At 70.9% G+C, this 16,961-nt stretch carries 17 protein-coding genes; 15 read left to right on the top strand and 2 right to left on the bottom strand.

All coding sequences use genetic code 11. The features are described 5' to 3' along the window. Window positions 1-181 precede the first annotated feature (181 nt). Together ABT160_RS26195 and ABT160_RS26190 are read left to right on the top strand one after the other, a co-directional pair. Entirely contained in the window at window positions 182-472 is a 291-nt protein-coding gene (locus tag ABT160_RS26195; protein ID WP_351650251.1) for a hypothetical protein, read from the top strand. Window positions 473-585: 113 nt separating this feature from the next. After that, window positions 586-891: a hypothetical protein gene (locus ABT160_RS26190; RefSeq protein ID WP_351650250.1), complete on the top strand. Its 306-nt coding sequence runs from the start codon at window positions 586-588 to the stop codon at window positions 889-891. Window positions 892-925: 34 nt separating this feature from the next. Here ABT160_RS26190 and ABT160_RS26185 read toward each other — a convergent pair whose 3' ends face one another. Then, on the bottom strand, window positions 926-1,750 hold the full coding sequence (locus ABT160_RS26185; RefSeq protein ID WP_351650249.1) for a hypothetical protein: 825 nt from the start codon (window positions 1,748-1,750) through the stop codon (window positions 926-928). Between the two features lie 306 nt (window positions 1,751-2,056). Between ABT160_RS26185 and ABT160_RS26180 the strand changes: the two genes are divergently transcribed. The 13 genes from ABT160_RS26180 (at window position 2,057) to ABT160_RS26120 (ending at window position 12,945) form a co-directional block, all read left to right on the top strand. Beyond that, entirely contained in the window at window positions 2,057-2,191 is a 135-nt protein-coding gene (locus tag ABT160_RS26180) for a hypothetical protein (protein ID WP_351650248.1), read from the top strand. Window positions 2,192-2,342: 151 nt separating this feature from the next. Then, window positions 2,343-3,101: a hypothetical protein gene (locus tag ABT160_RS26175; RefSeq protein WP_351650247.1), complete on the top strand. Its 759-nt coding sequence runs from the start codon at window positions 2,343-2,345 to the stop codon at window positions 3,099-3,101. A 59-nt stretch (window positions 3,102-3,160) separates the two neighbouring features. Beyond that, window positions 3,161-4,363 carry a phage tail protein gene (locus ABT160_RS26170; protein ID WP_351650246.1) on the top strand — a complete coding sequence of 401 codons (1,203 nt, stop codon included), beginning with the start codon at window positions 3,161-3,163 and terminating at the stop codon, window positions 4,361-4,363. After that, the gene (locus tag ABT160_RS26165; RefSeq protein ID WP_351650245.1) at window positions 4,360-5,622 is read left to right on the top strand and encodes a tape-measure protein; all 1,263 of its coding nucleotides are present in this window, start codon (window positions 4,360-4,362) and stop codon (window positions 5,620-5,622) included. The genes ABT160_RS26170 and ABT160_RS26165 overlap by 4 nt, the downstream gene beginning before the upstream one ends. A 244-nt stretch (window positions 5,623-5,866) precedes the next feature. After that, the gene (locus ABT160_RS26160) at window positions 5,867-6,790 is read left to right on the top strand and encodes a phage distal tail protein (protein ID WP_351650244.1); all 924 of its coding nucleotides are present in this window, start codon (window positions 5,867-5,869) and stop codon (window positions 6,788-6,790) included. A 49-nt stretch (window positions 6,791-6,839) separates the two neighbouring features. Continuing rightward, a complete protein-coding gene (locus ABT160_RS26155; RefSeq protein WP_351650243.1) occupies window positions 6,840-8,057 on the top strand; it encodes a hypothetical protein in 1,218 nt (405 codons plus the stop codon). Between the two features lie 26 nt (window positions 8,058-8,083). Further along, entirely contained in the window at window positions 8,084-9,223 is a 1,140-nt protein-coding gene (locus ABT160_RS26150; RefSeq protein WP_351650242.1) for a hypothetical protein, read from the top strand. A 26-nt stretch (window positions 9,224-9,249) separates the two neighbouring features. Further along, window positions 9,250-10,350, top strand: coding sequence for a hypothetical protein (locus ABT160_RS26145; protein WP_351650241.1), 1,101 nt, complete (start codon window positions 9,250-9,252; stop codon window positions 10,348-10,350). Further along, window positions 10,350-10,976 (top strand): hypothetical protein, encoded by a 627-nt coding sequence (locus ABT160_RS26140; RefSeq protein ID WP_351650240.1) that lies wholly within the window; start codon window positions 10,350-10,352, stop codon window positions 10,974-10,976. Before ABT160_RS26145 ends, ABT160_RS26140 begins: the two co-directional genes overlap by 1 nt. A 20-nt stretch (window positions 10,977-10,996) precedes the next feature. Further along, window positions 10,997-11,410 carry an ATP-binding protein gene (locus ABT160_RS26135; protein WP_351650239.1) on the top strand — a complete coding sequence of 138 codons (414 nt, stop codon included), beginning with the start codon at window positions 10,997-10,999 and terminating at the stop codon, window positions 11,408-11,410. A 74-nt stretch (window positions 11,411-11,484) separates the two neighbouring features. Then, entirely contained in the window at window positions 11,485-12,396 is a 912-nt protein-coding gene (locus tag ABT160_RS26130; RefSeq protein ID WP_351650238.1) for a peptidoglycan-binding protein, read from the top strand. 23 nt (window positions 12,397-12,419) lie between these two features. After that, complete coding sequence (locus tag ABT160_RS26125; RefSeq protein ID WP_351650237.1) at window positions 12,420-12,698, top strand: hypothetical protein; 279 nt, start codon at window positions 12,420-12,422, stop codon at window positions 12,696-12,698. Next, window positions 12,685-12,945 carry a hypothetical protein gene (locus tag ABT160_RS26120; RefSeq protein ID WP_351650236.1) on the top strand — a complete coding sequence of 87 codons (261 nt, stop codon included), beginning with the start codon at window positions 12,685-12,687 and terminating at the stop codon, window positions 12,943-12,945. The genes ABT160_RS26125 and ABT160_RS26120 overlap by 14 nt, the downstream gene beginning before the upstream one ends. A 91-nt stretch (window positions 12,946-13,036) precedes the next feature. Here the strand turns inward: ABT160_RS26120 and ABT160_RS26115 are convergent, their stop codons facing one another. After that, window positions 13,037-16,936 carry a DNA-directed RNA polymerase subunit beta' gene (locus ABT160_RS26115; protein ID WP_351650235.1) on the bottom strand — a complete coding sequence of 1,300 codons (3,900 nt, stop codon included), beginning with the start codon at window positions 16,934-16,936 and terminating at the stop codon, window positions 13,037-13,039. Window positions 16,937-16,961: the final 25 nt, after the last annotated feature.

Raw genomic sequence — 16,961 nt, 5'->3', positions numbered from 1 at the left:
CCGCGCGCTGCCGCGCGGGTGGCCTATTTCTTTTTCCACCCCCTCCTGTCCCCCGGGGGGGGGGGGGCGGGCCCCCCCCCCCCCCCCGGGGGGGGGGGGGGCGCCCCCCCCCCCCCCGCCCCACCCCTCCCCGCTCCCCCTCCTCACCCTTCTCCGCACCTGACCAAGGAGTACGCATCCCATGACCCGCTTCGACGTCAACGCCGCTCGCGCCCAGCGCCAGGAGGCCCACGGTCGCACCTGGTCCTTCGAGCTGGACGGCGAGTCCTACACGCTTCCCACCGAGCTGTCCCGCAGGACCGCGAAGAACCTGCGCAAGCTGGACGACAACGACGTGGACGGCCTGCTCGAACTCCTGATGGGTGAGGAGCAGTACGCCCGCTTCGAGGAGCACGACATCACCATGCAGGACGTCGCCGCGATCCTGGAGGCCTACGGCAAGGAGACCGGGCTCGGCCTGGGGGAAGACTGAGCCTCGTCGAGTTCGTCGACGAACACGCCGAGGCCCTCGAGGCGGACCTGCTCCGCTACTACGGGACGGACCTGCTGGACTGGCACCGCGGTGAACTGTCCAGCAGGCGCCTGATGCTGCTGGTCAAGCACCTCCCCCGGGACGCCGCGGTGCAGCGCGAGCTGCACGGCGAGGCCGCGGAGTGGTCGGTCACCGACCACCTGCTGGCGGCGGTGACGGACCACCTGGCCGTCGCCAACTGGATGTTCCAGTGCGTCAACACGGGTGAGGACGACGACCAGCCGGACTACCCGACGCCCGTCCCGCGTCCGGGGACGTCCGACGACGAGGACGACGACGCCGAGGACGGCGCGGAGGGTACGGACACGGAGGAGACCGAGACGATCTCCCCGTTCGCCCTCGCGCGCTTCTTCGGCTGACGCACCACCCCGAGGCCCCCGGAGCCCGTTCCCGTCAGGGAGTGGGCTCCGGGGGCGCTTCCTGTGCTCGCTCGGCGGCCAGGTCCTGCTCCAGGGCCCTGGCCCGGTCGGAGAGCCGGCGTCCGCGCGCACCGGTGCGCCCGTCGGGCGGACCGCTCTCGCCGCCGCGCCGCTCGGGGGCGCCGCCCGGCTGTCCGGGCGCGCCGTCGAGGGGCGGCACGATGGGGCGCCCGCCCTTGCCGCGGACGACCTTGCGTACCGGCTGGGCGGTACGGCGGGCACGGCTCTCCTGGGCGGTGACCAGGACCTCGGGCTCGGACTCGGGCTCGGCGGTGTCGGGCCCTGGATCCGGGTCCGGCTCCGGGTCGCGCTCGCGGTCCGGCTGCTGCCCGGACTCGGGCGCGTAGTCGTGGACGGGCCCCTGTTCGAACCGTTCGCGCTCCCTGCGGACGCGCTCCTCGGCCTGCACCACGACGGCCGGGGGCTCCAGGAGCCGGGCGAAGGGGAGCCGTATGACACGGGCCCCGTCGGGCTGCGCGGAGGTGTCCGTACGGCGCTGGGGGCGCTGCGTGCCGCGCGCGTCACCCTGCCCCTGGGCGTAGGCGTCGGCGACGCGCTTCTCGTACTCCCGTCGTATGCGCGGGAGTTCGTCGGACACGGCCTCGGCCCACCCCGAAGTGAAGCCCGAGGTCTCCCGGCGGTCCACCTCGGCGCGGGGCAGCACCACGAGGTCTTCCGGGGCGTACCCGCCGACGTGGACGAGCTCGGCGATGCGCGCGAAGAGGTGAGGCAGATCGGGATGGGCTTCGAGCCAGTCGACGGCCCGCTCCCGCCGGTTGCCTCCCGGCTCCGTTTCCATGCGTCAGCTCTGCCTTCCAGCCCCCTGGGGTCCCCCGTGCGCCCCTCGCGCCACATCGTCCCGGACTGTGTCAGGTCCGAGAACGCGTTCTTCAGGGTACCCCGGTCGAACATGTGAGCCCGGTGAGGGCCCAACCCCACTGGGTGACTGGCCTGAAGACACGCCGTGAGATCTATCCGGCTCGACAAGCCCGAACCAATGTTCGACAATGCTTCGCACACCAGTTCGATCGCCGGAAGGCAGGGCACCATGACGTCTCAGACCGGGGGAAGCCGCACGGGGAGCACGCTCCACGATCGACTCAACGTGTTGCTCCGCAGCCCCGGTCCCCTCGACAAGCGCGCACTCCTCGCCACCCTCGACGCCGAGATCGAAGCTCGCGAGCTCCGCGCCTACACCGCCGGCTGGAACGACGCCCTGACGGAGTTCCGCCGCCGCTGAACCGCCGGACCGCACCGCGCGCCCGGCCCGCGAACACGCACACCGCGCCTGCGGCCCCTCCCGCCGCCCGCACGAGCCGCCTGCCCTCCAGGGCAGGCGGCTCCGGTGTTCTCGGGGCCCTCGACGCGCCTTCCCGAATCGAGGAACGCACATGGCAGCACCAACACCTCCCTCCCCCCGCAACGCCTTCGAAACCTGGGTCGTCAAGCACCTGACCTGGGCCGATCCGGCCGACTATCAGCGCACGAAGGAAGCCGCATACGGGTGGACCTCCTCGTTCACCGCGATGAAGACCGACATGACGCTCCTGAAGGCGGAGCTTTCGGGACTCGCCGCATTTTCGATCGGCGCGAGCCTCATCAAGATCGATTACACCTGGTTCAAGATGGACGAGAAGGGCATCACCATCAACGGCCGCCAGCGCCATGGCTGGCCGTGGGCCGACCCCGCCAAGGCCGCGAACCTCAAGGCGGAGAGCAGCGTCCGCAAGCTGATGGACCAGCAGGAAAAGATCAACTCTGCCGTCGCCCGCCTTCAGCGCGCGGCCGCGGGTTCGACCAGTGCGAACGCCGTAACAGAACGCCGCGGGGAGGAACTGGCCGCGGCCCGGTCCCGAATGCGCGCGTCCCTCACTGCTGACAGCCTCCGGGAGTTCCAGGAGGCGGAGAAGGCCTATAAGAAGGCACAGAAACTCTCCGAAAAGGCCGAAAAGGAACTCCGTGAAGCCAAGAAGGAGGCGCAGAAGATCGAGAAAGAGGCCTCCAAGCGGTTCACGAACGCCAAGCAGTTCATGGCCGATGAGAAGACACTCAAGGACAAGTGGAAGACCGAGGGCAACAGGGTTGCGGACGAGTCCCTCAACAAGCTGCGCGAAGCCGTCGGTGAGACGGCGCACGCCCTCATCGGCTAGGACCCGTCACCTCACCCGCTCCCCACCCGCCGCCCTTCCCCAGCTGAAACCAGGTGACCATGTCCCTCAAGAGTGCCCTGACCCAGACCTCCTCCGCCCTGCGCACCCTCAAGTCCAGTGCCGACCAGGGCGCCCAGGCCGTCAGCCGCGTCGGCAACGGCGCGAACACGGCTTCGTCGAAGGTCAACCAGTTCAAGTCCTCCGCCCAGTCCTCCGCCTCCCAGCTCAAGAGCCTCAAGACCGCCACGGACCAGGCCGAGAAGTCCATGACGAAGGCCGGCAAGACCGGCGAGTCCGCCGGCGGCAAGCTCGGGAAGTACGAGTCCGGAGCAGGCAAGGCCTCCAAGGGCCAGGACAAGCTCAACAAGTCCATGAAGGGCAACTTCCTCGCCCGTCTGCTCGACCTCTTCATGCCGCTCATCGAGAAGGTCGTCGAGATGGCGACCCGCTCGAAGACCATGCAGACGATCATGAAGAAGGCCTTCGACGTCATCAAGACCGTGATCAGCTCGGTCATGAAGGCGATCGGCCCGATCATGAAGAAGGCCGGTCAGCTCATCAAGACCGTGTGGAACGGCATCAAGTCGGCCATTTCCACCGTCGTCAAGGCCGTCGCCACCGTCGTCAAGACGTACGTGACCATCTGGAAGACCGTCATCACCACGGTGATGAAGGCGATCAAGACCGTCATCAGCAGCGTCTGGAACGGCATCAAGTCCGTGATCACCCCGGTGGTCAACTGGATCAAGTCCGCGGTCCCGAACGCCTTCAAGGCGGTCAAGGACAAGATGTCGTCCATCTGGAACGGCCTCAAGGACATCGCGTCCCGGGCGTTCAACGGCATCAAGAGCGGGGTGTCCGGCCCGATCAACGCCGTGATCGGCATGGTCAACCGGATGATCGGCAGCCTCAACCGGGTCAAGGTCAGCGTCCCCGGCTGGGTCCCGCTCGTCGGCGGCAAGACCTTCGGCGTCAGCATCCCCACCATCCCGATGCTCGCCACCGGCGGCGTCGTGATGCCGCGCAGCGGCGGCGTCCCGGCGATCCTCGCCGAGGCCGGCGAGGCCGAGGCCGTGCTGCCACTGTCCAAGCTGGACCGGCTGCTGGCCCTCACCGCCCGCCGCGCCCGCATGAGCGCGCAGATCCAGTCCGGCCAGGGCGTCGGCGCCGGGCTGCACATCGAGCACTACCACGCGGCCCGCACCAGTGACCCGCAGTCCACGGCCGACGCCCTGATGTACCTGGCGAAGGCACGCGGATGAAGGCCGCGGGGCTGACGCCGATCTTCACGAGCGGCGGCCTGCTCGCAGGGAGCGGCGCCGCTCTGGGCGGCCTGCGCTCTGCCGCCGCCTCGGCCACCGCCTCACTCAGGAACCTGCGCACCGCCACCAACGCCACCAACGGCAAGGCCACCCGCCTCGCCCGGGAGGCGAACGGGGCAGCTGGCGCCGCACAGCAGCTGCGTTCCGGCGCGTCCTCTGCCGGCGGCTCCGTTACGCGGCTCGGCAAGTCCTCCTCCCCCGGCGGGGTCAAGTCCTTCGGACAGCGCAGCGACCGGGCCCGGTCGCTGCTCACCACTCTGGGCGGCGCCGTCGCCGCGACCCTCTCCGCACTCGTACCCCTGCTCCCCTTCACTGACGTCGTGGTGGGGTTCATGGAGAAGTACGGCACGGTCATGACGATCGCCGCGGCCGCCATGATGGCCGTCAACGTCGCCATGCGGGCCAATCCGCTCGGCTTCCTCGTCGGCATCATCCTGCCCGTCGCGGCAGCCCTCATCGAGTTCGCCATGAACTCCGAGACCGGCCAGCGGATCATGAGCCAGGTCATGCAGCAGGCCCTCAAGGGCTTCCAGTCCGTCTGGAACTTCCTGCAGCCGCTCATGAAGCTGGTCGGCACGGCCGTGGGGACGTACTTCAGGGGCTACCTCGCCGTCATCACCGGCGTCCTGAAGGTCCTCGGCTCCGCCGTCAACGGGTTCAGCGGTACCCGGTCCTCCGTCACCACCGCCTCCAACGCCCTGCGCGGCATCGCCTCCCGGACCATGGGCGGCATCCGCAGCGCCGTACAGCCGTTCCTGTCCTTCTTCACCAGCACCGTCCCGGGCTTCTTCCGGACCGCCAAGGACGCGGTCGGCGGCGCCCTGAGCGGCATCGGCGACCTGGTCAAGGGCGGCCTGAGCGCGGTGCTCGGCGTCGTCAAGGGCCCCATCAGCGGCCTCATCTCCTTCGCCAACTGGATCATCGACGGCCTCAACAAGCTGAGCTTCAACCTCCTGGGCAAGAAGTTCGGCGTCGACATCCCCAAGATCCCGATGCTCGCCGAGGGCGGCGTCGTCTTCCCCGGCGCCGACGCGGCGCCGCGCATCGACCCGCTCACCGTCCTGGAGAACCGCCGCGTCCCCGCCCTCACCGAGGCGCCCCGGCCGCCGCGCCGCATCGAGGAGTTCCGCGAGGACCCCGGCGCCGGCCCCCGGTCGACCGCGGAGGACCTGCTCTTCCTCGCGACGGCGTACGCCTGACGGCCCCACGGCACGACGGCCCCACGGCACGACGGCACGGCAGTACGCGGCACCCGCAGCGGCCCCGTACCCGCGGCACCCCGCGCGGCACACGCGCCCACCCGCACCGGCCCCCGCACCCGCGGCACGCGCGCCCACCACCGCCGACCACCACCGCCCCGGCCACCGCGCCCACCACCCGCCGCCCCCGCGCGCCGCCCACACCCCGCCCCGCCCACCCCTCCAGAAGTGAGGTGACGGCCCCATGGCCGAGACCGCAACCCCGTACGCCGGAAGCGACTTCACCGCCGACCTCGCGCCCGGCTCGCTGATCACCCAGGACGGGCAGATCCAGTGGGCCGGGCTGCTCATCGGCCCCGGCACCCCGTACGCCGTCGACCGCACCGGCCTGCAGGGCTGGGAGGACCTGCCGGAGTACGACTCCTCCGACGCCGACCGGCCCACCTCGCACGGCGCCTGGCCCGGCTCCCGCTACGCCAAGCCGCGCAAGGTCGGCGGCACGATCGTGCTGCTGCCCGACTCCGACGAGGCCGCCCCCGCCCTCCGCGCGCTGCGCCAGGCGCTCGGCCTGCTGGAGGAGGAGCGCTGGCTGACCGTGCGGCTGCACGGCGAACTGCTCACCGTGCGGGCCCGGATCGCCCAGCGCGTCGTCCCCGCCGACCAGGGCTTCGCCACCCAGGCCAGCACCCGGATGTCGATCCAGTGGCTGGCCGCCGACCCGCGCCGCTACTCCGTCCTGGACCGGACCGCCGCCACCGCCCCGCCACAGCCGGAGTCCGGCCTGACCTGGCCGCTGGTCTGGCCCCTGAACTGGGGCCAGGCCACGTCGACGGGTGACGCCGTCGCCGAGAACACCGGCTCGGCACCCACCCACCCGGTGATCACCTTCCGCGGCCCGTGCTCGGTGCCCACCGTCACCGAGCGGGTGAGCAGGCGCCGGCTGCGGTACGCGATCGACCTGGCCGCGGGCGACGAGCTGACCGTCGACACCGCCAACGGCACGGTGCTGCTCAACGGCACCGCGTCCCGCCGCCACACCGCGATGGCCGACTCCAGTCCCGAGGAGCTGTTCCTGCTGGAGCCGGGCCGCACCGAGCTGTCCTTCCGCCCCGACGAGTCGACGCCGGACGCCCTGATGACGGTCAGCTGGCGCGACGCCGAGTGGTGACCCCCGGCCGCCACCCCTCCCTCCCGACACCTCCCGACAGGAGATCCCCATGAACCTGCGCAGCAGCTGGGTCGCCGAGACCGGCCAGACCCGCGAGGACACCCGCCTCAACCAGATCGGCGCCACCACGCTGGTCAACCCGGTGAAGGTGCGCTCCGGCATCCTGCCGGGCTCCTACGACGGCAAGTACCGGCTCTCCGGCTTCTGGATGACCAGCGCCTCCGCCATGACCGCGACCGTCACCGAGGGCCGCGCCGTCATCCAGGGCGACGTCGCGCAGGGCGCCTACCCGGTGTCCCTGCCCACACCCGAGCAGGTCACCTTCGCCCCGGGCGACGCCCAGTACGGCCGGGTCGACCTGGTCGTCCTGCGGGTCTACGACAAGCTCTACGACGGCAGCAACCGCAACGAGGCCGTCGTCGAGGTCGTCCGGGGCGTGCCCGCCCAGACCCCGGTGGCCGCGGCCGTCCCCGACCGCAGCCTGCCGCTGTACGAGGTGCTGGTGCCGGCCGGTGCCAGCGCGGGCAACGGCGGCATCCCGTGGAACACCGCGCTGAAGGACCTGCGCAGCTCGATCGTGGCGGTCGGCGGCATCCTGCCGGTGCAGGCGCCGGTGGTGGCGCCGGGCGCCTACCCGGGCCAGTACCAGGACACCGAGAACGGGCAGTTCCAGCGCTGGGACGGCGGCCAGTGGGTCTCGTACTCCTCGGCCGTCGGCGGCATCGTGCCGCTCTCCGCCGCCACCCTCCAGGCCAGCTACCCCGGCCAGTACCGGGCCACCGGCGCCGGTCCGCTGCAGCGCTGGGACGGCGCCAAGTGGGCCCCGGCGTACCCGGGTCCGTACTTCGCCGACAACCTCGACGCCGGCTACACGCTGTCCACCACCTACGCGACCGCCCTCACCGAGCGGGCCAGCGTGCTGGCGCTGAGCTTCACCGCGCCGGAGAGCAGGACGGCGCTCCTCACCTTCGGCTCCCGCATGTCGCTGGTCCTCAACAGCGGCACCACCAACGTGGCCGGCACCGCCTTCATGTGCCTGCGCCTCACCCAGGACACCACCGTGGTGCGCGACCTCAACGACGAGCTGGCGGTCCTGGCGTCGAAGGGCGCGGACGCGACGGGCGGCATCTCCACCTCCACCACCCAGCGCCTGACCGGCCTGACGCCCGGCGCGACGTACACGCTCACCTCGTACTACCGCACCAGCAACGCCAACCTGCGCGCCTGGTTCGACAACAGCTTCATCCAGGTCACCCCGCAGTACTGAGCCGCGCCCACCGACAGGAGACCCCCATGCCCATCCGCACCAGCTGGCTCGCGCCCACCGGCCAGAACCGCCAGGACACCCGCCTCACCGCGCTCGGCGCCACCACGCCCGTCAACCCGCTGACGGTGCGCTCCGGCATCCTGCCCGGCTCCTACGACGGCAAGTACCAGATCGGCAGCCTGTGGGTGAACGGCACCGGCCCGATGACGGTGACCGTCTACCACGGCCGGGCCGTCATCCAGGGCGACACCAAGGACGGCGCCTACCCGGTCACCCTCGACGAGGACCGCACCCTCACCCTCGCCGACGGCGACCCGCTCAACCCGCGCGTCGACCTGGTCGTGCTGCGCGTGTACGACAACGACGTCGACGCCCTGGGCAAGTACGAGGTCGCCGTGGAGGTCGTCCGGGGCACCCCGGCCGCCGCCCCCGTCGCCCCGGCGGTCCCGGCGCGTGCGCTGGCGCTGGCGCAGATCACGGTGAAGAAGGGCGCGTCGGCCGGCACCGGCGGCATCGACTGGGCCAACACCCCCGCCGTCGACCTGCGCAGGACCGTGGTCGCCAGCGGCGGCATCGTCCCGGTGTACGGCAACGCGGGCGTGGCCGGCAGCTACCCGGGCCAGTACCAGGACAACGACAACGCCCACTACCTCCAGCGCTGGAGCGGCACCGCCTGGGTCGCCTACCCGCGCGAGGTCGGCGGCATCGCCGCCAACGGCGCCATCTCCACGGGCAGTTACACCGGCCAGTTCCGCGACAACAACGGCGTGCTGCAGCGCTGGAACGGCAGCGCCTGGGTGAACTACCAGCCGCCCGTCGAGGTGGAGGCCGTCACCTCCGGCGCCACCGCGCTCGCCAACTGGGCCGTCACCAGCTTCTCGGGCCGCCGCACCAAGGGCGGCCTGTGCACCGTCACCGTGCTGGTGAACCGCACCGGCGCCCAGGTCGACGCCAACAGCGCGGGCAACATCAACGACGAGCCGCTGTGCACCCTGCCCGCGGGCTGGCGCCCGGCCGGCGACTTCGAGGCGACCGCCAGCGACGGCTTCGGCTGCGGCGCCGCCTGGATCAACGCCAACGGCACGGTCACCCTGCGCACCTGGTCCTCCAACGGCGCGCTGGCCAAGGACCGCCACATCCGCGTCTCCGCGACCTTCGTCCAGTAGGACGCCCGACCCAGGGAGGGGCCGCCATGGCCATCGACACGCCCTACCGGGCGATCTTCTGCGACCTGATCACCGACCAGACCCTCGACATCCTGCCGCTGCGGGACGTCTCGTTCGACGACTACATCGGCAAGGCGGGCTCCCTCTCGGGCACCGTCCCCATCCCGAACAAGGAGATCGCCGAGCGCGTCAAGGCGGTCCGCGAGGGCCGCACCGCGATCTACCTGGAGCGCGGCGGCGACCTGTGGTGGGGCGGCATCGTCTGGACCACCACGCTGCAGTCCAGCGGGCGCGGGGTGCTCACCCTGGGCATCCAGGCCGCCACCTTCGACTCGTACGCCGGCCGCCGCCGCATCCGTACCGAGATCGCGTACACCAACACCGAGCAGTTCGACATCGCCCGCCGGCTGTGGACGGAGATGACCCGGGACCGCAGCGCGTTCCAGGTCGCCTTCGAGCCGGTCCCGCCCTCCGAGGTCACCCGCACCGTCGGCTGGCGCAACGGGGACGAGACCGTCTACCAGGAGGCCCTGGAGCAGCTCGCGTCGCCCAACGACGGCATCGAGTACCAGGTGATGGTCTTCCGCGACCCGGAGACCGGCGAGCGCATCCGGCAGGTGCGGCTCGGCTCGCCCCGGATCCGTACCGGCGCCACCGACCTGCTCTTCGACCGGCCCGGCGCCATCCTGTCGTACACCTTCCCCAACGACGCCACCCGCGGCGGCACCACCGCCGTCGCCCGCGGCGCCTCCACCAACAGCAACGCCGCCGCCGAGTCCCGGCCGCTGGCCTCGCTGGAGCAGGAGGCCAGCGACCTGCTGACCGACGGCTGGCCGCGGATCGACCTGTCCTCGGACCACAACGAGGTCAGCGACCAGCTGGTGCTGAACTCGCTGGCAAAGGCCGAACTGGACGCGGCGCGCGGCGCCGTGGTCATCCCGGAGATCAGCATCCACCTCGGCGGCATCGTGCCGCCCGTCCTGCTCGGGCGGGTGGCCCGCATCCGCATCACCGACGAGTGGTTCTCCCAGGGCCTGGACGCCCGCTACCGGATCGTCGGCGTGAAGATCACCCCGCCCGAGCGCGGCCGCCCCGACACCGCCGAGCTCTACCTTGAGGAGGCCTGATGCCCCAGCTGCCCGAGGACATCATCGACCGGCTGAACCAGATGGAGCGCCGGATCAAGGCCCTGTCCACGGCCGTCAACACCCGCCCGGCGCTGAACGAGGTCGTCAACGGCCAGTTCACCGTCAAGCGCACCAACGCCGACGGCTCCACCGCGCCGGTGCTGCTGATGGGCGGCAGCGGCCCCACCAGCAGGCTGCCGGTCATCCGGATCTTCGACGGCTACAGCCACGAGCTGTTCGCCGACGACATCCTGACCGGCGGCCTGGCCCGGCCCTGGCTCCAGCTGCTGGCGCCCAAGGACACCAACCAGGCCCGCTGGCCGCAGACGACCAGCGCCACCTGGACCACCATCGCCCAGTCCTTCAGCCCGGTGTGGCAGCCGAAGATGCGCATCTCGCTCTACACCCGGGCGTCCAGCGGGGCGACCGGCTCCGTGCGGGTGCTGGTGGACGGCACCCCGTTCGGCGACCCGGTCACCGCGGGCAGCACCTTCGACCGCACCGACTTCCTGCCCGGGGACATCCAGACCAAGTTCGGCAAGACCATGAACGTCGAGATCCAGGCCATGGCCAGCGGCGGCACGGTCTACGCCCAGACCGTCCTGATGTACGGCACCCAGTCCTGACCGGCACCGAGGAGCTCACCATGAACATCGACCCCACCCTGCCCTGGGGCGTGGCCATCGACTACGCGGGCCGCGCCACCGTCACCGAGGGCGGCCACACGATCGGCGTCCGCGTGTACGACAACGCCATCGGCGGCCTGCTCGAACGCGACCCGGTGACCGGCGAGTACCCGCCGGTGTACGTGTCCGCCCAGTTCGCCGAGGCCGGCCCGGCCGGCGACGCCGCCCTGCGCGGCTCCGGCACGGCCGCCGTCCAGGGCGTCGAGGGCAGCCCGGTCGTCCCCGACCCGACCGCCGTCCAGCGGGCCGTCGCCGCCGCGCTGGCCGACTTCGAGGCGCGCCGCGCCGCCTACGCGGCCCTGTGCGCCGCCTGGGCCCCGGGCGCCCCGGTGCCGGGCCCCGCCCCGGAGGACCCGGGGACCCCGGCCCCGTAGGCCCGCCCGCCCCACCCCCGTACACCCGCCCCGCGCCGATCCGGCCGGGGCTTTCGCATGCCCGGAGGACTCAGATGGCCACTCCCCTCTCCGCGGACCGGATCGTCGCCGCGCTCCGCGCCGAAGGCGTCACCGTCGTCGAACACGGCGGCTGGCGCTCGCACAACCGCAACCAGGTCGGCAGCTGGGGCCCGGTCGCGGGCGTCATCATCCACCACACCGTCTCCAGCGGCACCGCCAACAGCGTCTCGCTCTGCTACGACGGCTACGAGGGCCTGCCCGGCCCGCTGTGCCACGGCGTCATCGCCAAGGACGGCACCGTCCACCTGGTCTCCGCCGGCCGGGCCAACCACGCGGGCGGCGGCGACCCGTCCGTGCTGCAGGCCGTGATCAGCGAGACGTACGGGGTGCGCCCGCCCGTCCCGCGCGAGCACCAGGGCAGCCGCGGCGCCGTCGACGGCAACTCCCGCTTCTACGGCTTCGAGTGCGTCAACCTCGGCGACGGCAACGACCCCTGGCCGGCCGCCCAGCTCGACGCCATCGAGCGGGTCTCCGCCGCGCTGTGCCGCGCCCACGGCTGGGGCGCCCGCTCCGTCATCGGCCACTCCGAGTGGTCGGACTGGAAGAACGACCCGCGCGGCTTCGGCATGCCGGGCATGCGCGACCGGGTCCAGAAGCGCCTGAAGTCCGCCCCGTCCGGCAAGCCCACCCCGCCCGGCAAGCCGGACGCGCCGCGCTACCAGCCGTTCCCCGGCACCGCCTTCTTCAAGGCCGCCCCCAGCTCGCCCGTCGTCACCGCGATGGGCCGCCGGCTCATCGCCGAGGGCTGCGGCCGCTACCAGGTCGGCCCGGGCCCGCGCTGGTCCGAGGCCGACCGCCAGTCCTACGCCGCCTGGCAGCGCAAGCTCGGCTTCTCCGGCTCCGACGCCGACGGCTGGCCGGGCAGCGCCTCCTGGAACGCGCTCAAGGTCCCGTACGTCAAGTAAGCCCCACGCAAGGAGAACCACCCATGTCCGAAGCCGCCAAGCGCACGGCCCGCACCGTGCTGCAGGCCGCCGTCGGCATCGCCGTCGTGCTGCCCGCGCTCGTCGACGCCTCGGGCGTCCCCGCGACCCTCCCCTGGGTCGCCGGGGCGCTCGCCGTCGCCGGGGCCCTCACCCGGGTCATGGCCGTCCCCGCCCTCCAGGCGCTGCTGCCGTCCTGGCTGCGCACCGCACCCGTACTGCCCGGCGACACCGACGCGACTGGCCCGGAGGACCTCCCGGAGGCGGCCGATGAACGACCCTGACCCGAGCCCGGTGGCGGTCGCCGTCGAACTGGAGCGGCTGCGCGGCACCCTGGAGGCCGGCTTCGCCCGGGTCGACGGCTCGCTCGCCCTGCTCGTCCAGCGCAGCGACCAGACCGACAAGCAGCTGGCCGACCACGAGTCCCGGCTGGACGCCCTGGAGCGGGCCCGCTGGCCGCTGGCCTCGGTGGCCGCGCTCACCGCGTCCACCGGGGTGCTGCTCGCGGTCTGGGAGCTGATCGGCCGCTGATCCCGGTCCCGGCCCCGGCCCAGGTCCGTCCGGGAACGCCGGAGGGCGGCCACCCCGCACGGGGTGACCGCCCTCCGGTCGTACTGCTCGCTTACTGGTTGTACGGACCGTAGTCGTAGTCCTCCAGCGGGACGGCCTGGCCGGAGCCGGTGCCGAACGGCGAGTAGTCGATGTCGTCGTAGCCGACGGCCGAGTACATCGCGGCCTTGGCCTCCTCGGTCGGCTCCACCCGGATGTTGCGGTAGCGGGACAGACCCGTACCGGCCGGGATGAGCTTACCGATGATGACGTTCTCCTTGAGGCCGATGAGGCTGTCGGACTTGGCGTTGATCGCCGCGTCCGTCAGCACTCGGGTCGTCTCCTGGAAGGAGGCGGCCGACAGCCAGGACTCCGTCGCCAGCGAGGCCTTGGTGATACCCATCAGCTGCGGACGGCCGGAGGCGGGGTGACCGCCCTCGGTGACCACACGACGGTTCTCGGTCTCGAACTTCGAGCGCTCGACGAGCTCGCCCGGCAGCAGCTCCGCGTCGCCGGACTCGATGATCGTCACGCGGCGCAGCATCTGCCGGATGATGATCTCGATGTGCTTGTCGTGGATCGACACGCCCTGCGAGTTGTAGACCTTCTGGACCTCGCCGACCAGGTGGACCTGGACGGCGCGCTGGCCGAGGATGCGCAGCACGTCGTGCGGGTTGGTGGCACCCGCGGTGAGCTTCTGGCCCACCTCGACGTGGTCGCCCTCGCCGACCTCGAGGCGCGCGCGCTTCGAGATCGGGAACGCCGTCTCGTCCGAACCGTCGTCGGGGGTGACGACGATCTTCTTGGTCTTCTCGGTCTCCTCGATGCGGACACGGCCCGCGGCCTCGGAGATCGGGGCGACACCCTTGGGCGTACGAGCCTCGAAGAGCTCGACGACACGGGGCAGACCCTGGGTGATGTCGTCACCGGCCACACCACCGGTGTGGAAGGTACGCATCGTCAGCTGGGTACCGGGCTCACCGATGGACTGGGCGGCGATGATGCCGACCGCCTCACCGATGTCGACCAGCTTGCCGGTGGCGAGCGAACGGCCGTAGCAGAAGGCACAGGTGCCGACCGCGGACTCACAGGTCAGGACCGAACGCGTCTTGACCTCCTCGACGCCGGCCTTGACCAGGACGTCGATGAGCACGTCACCGAGGTCGACGTTGGCCGGCGCGATGACCTTGCCGTCGACGACGACGTCCTCGGCCAGCATGCGGGCGTACACCGACGTCTCGACGTCGTCCGTCTTGCGCAGCGAACCGTCGGCGGCGCGGACGGCGATCTTCAGCTTGAGGCCGCGCTCGGTGCCGCAGTCCTCCTCGCGGATGATCACGTCCTGCGAGACGTCCACCAGACGACGGGTCAGGTAACCCGAGTCGGCGGTACGCAGGGCGGTGTCCGCCAGACCCTTACGGGCACCGTGGGTGGAGATGAAGTACTCCAGCACGGACAGGCCCTCGCGGAAGGACGCCTTGATGGGACGCGGGATCGTCTCGTTCTTGGCGTTCGACACCAGACCACGCATACCGGCGATCTGCCGCATCTGCATCATGTTTCCTCGGGCACCCGAGTCAACCATCATGAAGATGGGGTTCGTCTTGGGGAAGTTGGCGTTCATCGCCTCGGCGACCTCGTTGGTCGCCTGGGTCCAGATCTGGATGAGCTCCTGCGTGCGCTCTTCCTTGGTGATCAGACCGCGCTCGTACTGCTTCTGGACCTTCTCGTCCTTGGCCTCGTACCCGGCGACGATCTCCTTCTTCGCCTCGGGAACGACGACGTCGGAGATGGCCACGGTGACACCGGAACGGGTCGCCCAGTGGAAGCCGGACGCCTTCAGGTTGTCCAGCGTCGCGGCCACGATGACCTTGGGGTAGCGCTCGGCCAGGTCGTTCACGATCTCGGAGAGCTGCTTCTTGCCCACCGAGTAGTCGACGAACGGGTAGTCCTCGGGCAGCAGCTCGTTGAAGAGCGCGCGGCCCAGGGTCGTCCGCAGACGGAACGAGTCACCCTGCTGCCACTCCGGCTCGCCCTCCTCGGCGACCGGGGGGACCCAGCCGCGCGGCGGGACGGTGCCGATCGGGAAGCGGATGTCGACCTTCGCCTGGAGCGAGAGCTCGCCCATGTCGAAGGCCATGATCGCCTCGGCGGTCGAGTTGAACGCGCGACCGGCGCCCTTGACCTCGCGCTCCTCCTCGTCCGTGGTGAGGAAGAACAGACCCAGGACCATGTCCTGCGTCGGCATCGTCACCGGACGGCCGTCGGCCGGCTTGAGGATGTTGTTCGAGGACAGCATCAGGATGCGGGCCTCGGCCTGCGCCTCCGCGGACAGCGGCAGGTGCACGGCCATCTGGTCACCGTCGAAGTCCGCGTTGAACGCGGTGCAGACGAGCGGGTGGATCTGGATGGCCTTGCCCTCGACCAGCTGCGGCTCGAAGGCCTGGATGCCGAGGCGGTGCAGGGTGGGAGCACGGTTCAGCAGGACCGGGTGCTCGGCGATGACCTCTTCGAGGACGTCGTACACGACCGTGCGGCCGCGCTCGACCATGCGCTTGGCCGACTTGATGTTCTGCGCGTGGTTCAGGTCCACCAGGCGCTTCATCACGAACGGCTTGAAGAGCTCCAGCGCCATGGCCTTCGGCAGACCGCACTGGTGCAGCTTCAGCTGCGGGCCGACGACGATCACGGAACGCGCGGAGTAGTCCACGCGCTTGCCGAGGAGGTTCTGACGGAATCGACCCTGCTTGCCCTTGAGCATGTCGCTCAGGGACTTCAGCGGGCGGTTGCCGGGACCGGTGACCGGGCGACCACGACGGCCGTTGTCGAACAGCGCGTCGACGGCCTCCTGGAGCATGCGCTTCTCGTTGTTCACGATGATCTCGGGCGCACCGAGGTCGAGGAGGCGCTTCAGGCGGTTGTTGCGGTTGATCACGCGGCGGTACAGGTCGTTCAGGTCGGAGGTCGCGAAGCGGCCACCGTCCAGCTGCACCATCGGACGCAGGTCCGGCGGGATGACCGGCACGCAGTCCAGCACCATGCCCTTGGGGCTGTTGCTGGTCTGCAGGAACGCGGAGACGACCTTGAGGCGCTTGAGCGCACGGGTCTTCTTCTGGCCCTTGCCGGTACGGATGATCTCGCGGAGGCGCTCGGCCTCCTCGTCGAGGTCGAAGGTCTCCAGGCGCTTCTGCAGCGCCGCGGCACCCATCGAGCCGTCGAAGTACGTACCGAAGCGGTCGCGCAGCTCGCGGTAGAGCAGCTCGTCGCCCTCGAGGTCCTGGACCTTGAGGTTCTTGAAGCGGTTCCAGACCTCGTCCAGGCGGTCGATCTCGCGCTGGGCACGGTCGCGGAGCTGCTTCATCTCGCGCTCGGCGCCCTCGCGCACCTTGCGGCGCACGTCGGCCTTGGCACCCTCGGCCTCGAGCTCGGCCAGGTCGGCCTCGAGCTTCTTGGCGCGGCCTTCGAGGTCGGCGTCGCGGCGGTTCTCGATCTGCTGGCGCTCGACGGAGACGTGGGCCTCCAGCGACGGCAGGTCGCGCGTGCGGCGCTCCTCGTCCACGAACGTGATCATGTAGGCGGCGAAGTAGATGACCTTCTCGAGGTCCTTCGGCGCCAGGTCGAGCAGGTAGCCCAGGCGCGACGGGACGCCCTTGAAGTACCAGATGTGGGTGACCGGGGCGGCCAGCTCGATGTGGCCCATCCGCTCGCGGCGCACCTTGGCGCGGGTGACCTCGACGCCACACCGCTCGCAGATGATGCCCTTGAAGCGGACACGCTTGTACTTACCGCAGTAGCACTCCCAGTCCCGGGTCGGACCGAAGATCTTCTCGCAGAAGAGTCCGTCCTTTTCGGGCTTCAGGGTGCGGTAGTTGATGGTCTCGGGCTTCTTGACCTCGCCGTGGCTCCACTGACGGATGTCGTCAGCGGTGGCCAGACCGATCCGGAGCTCGTCGAAGAAGTTGACGTCGAGCACTATGCGTCAATCCCTCTCAGGGTTG

Source organism: Streptomyces sp. NPDC001941, assembly GCF_040296945.1.
Lineage (GTDB): Bacteria > Actinomycetota > Actinomycetes > Streptomycetales > Streptomycetaceae > Streptomyces.
The sequence above is the reverse complement of the archived record's forward strand: the minus strand, read 5'-3'. Positions and strand labels throughout refer to the sequence as shown.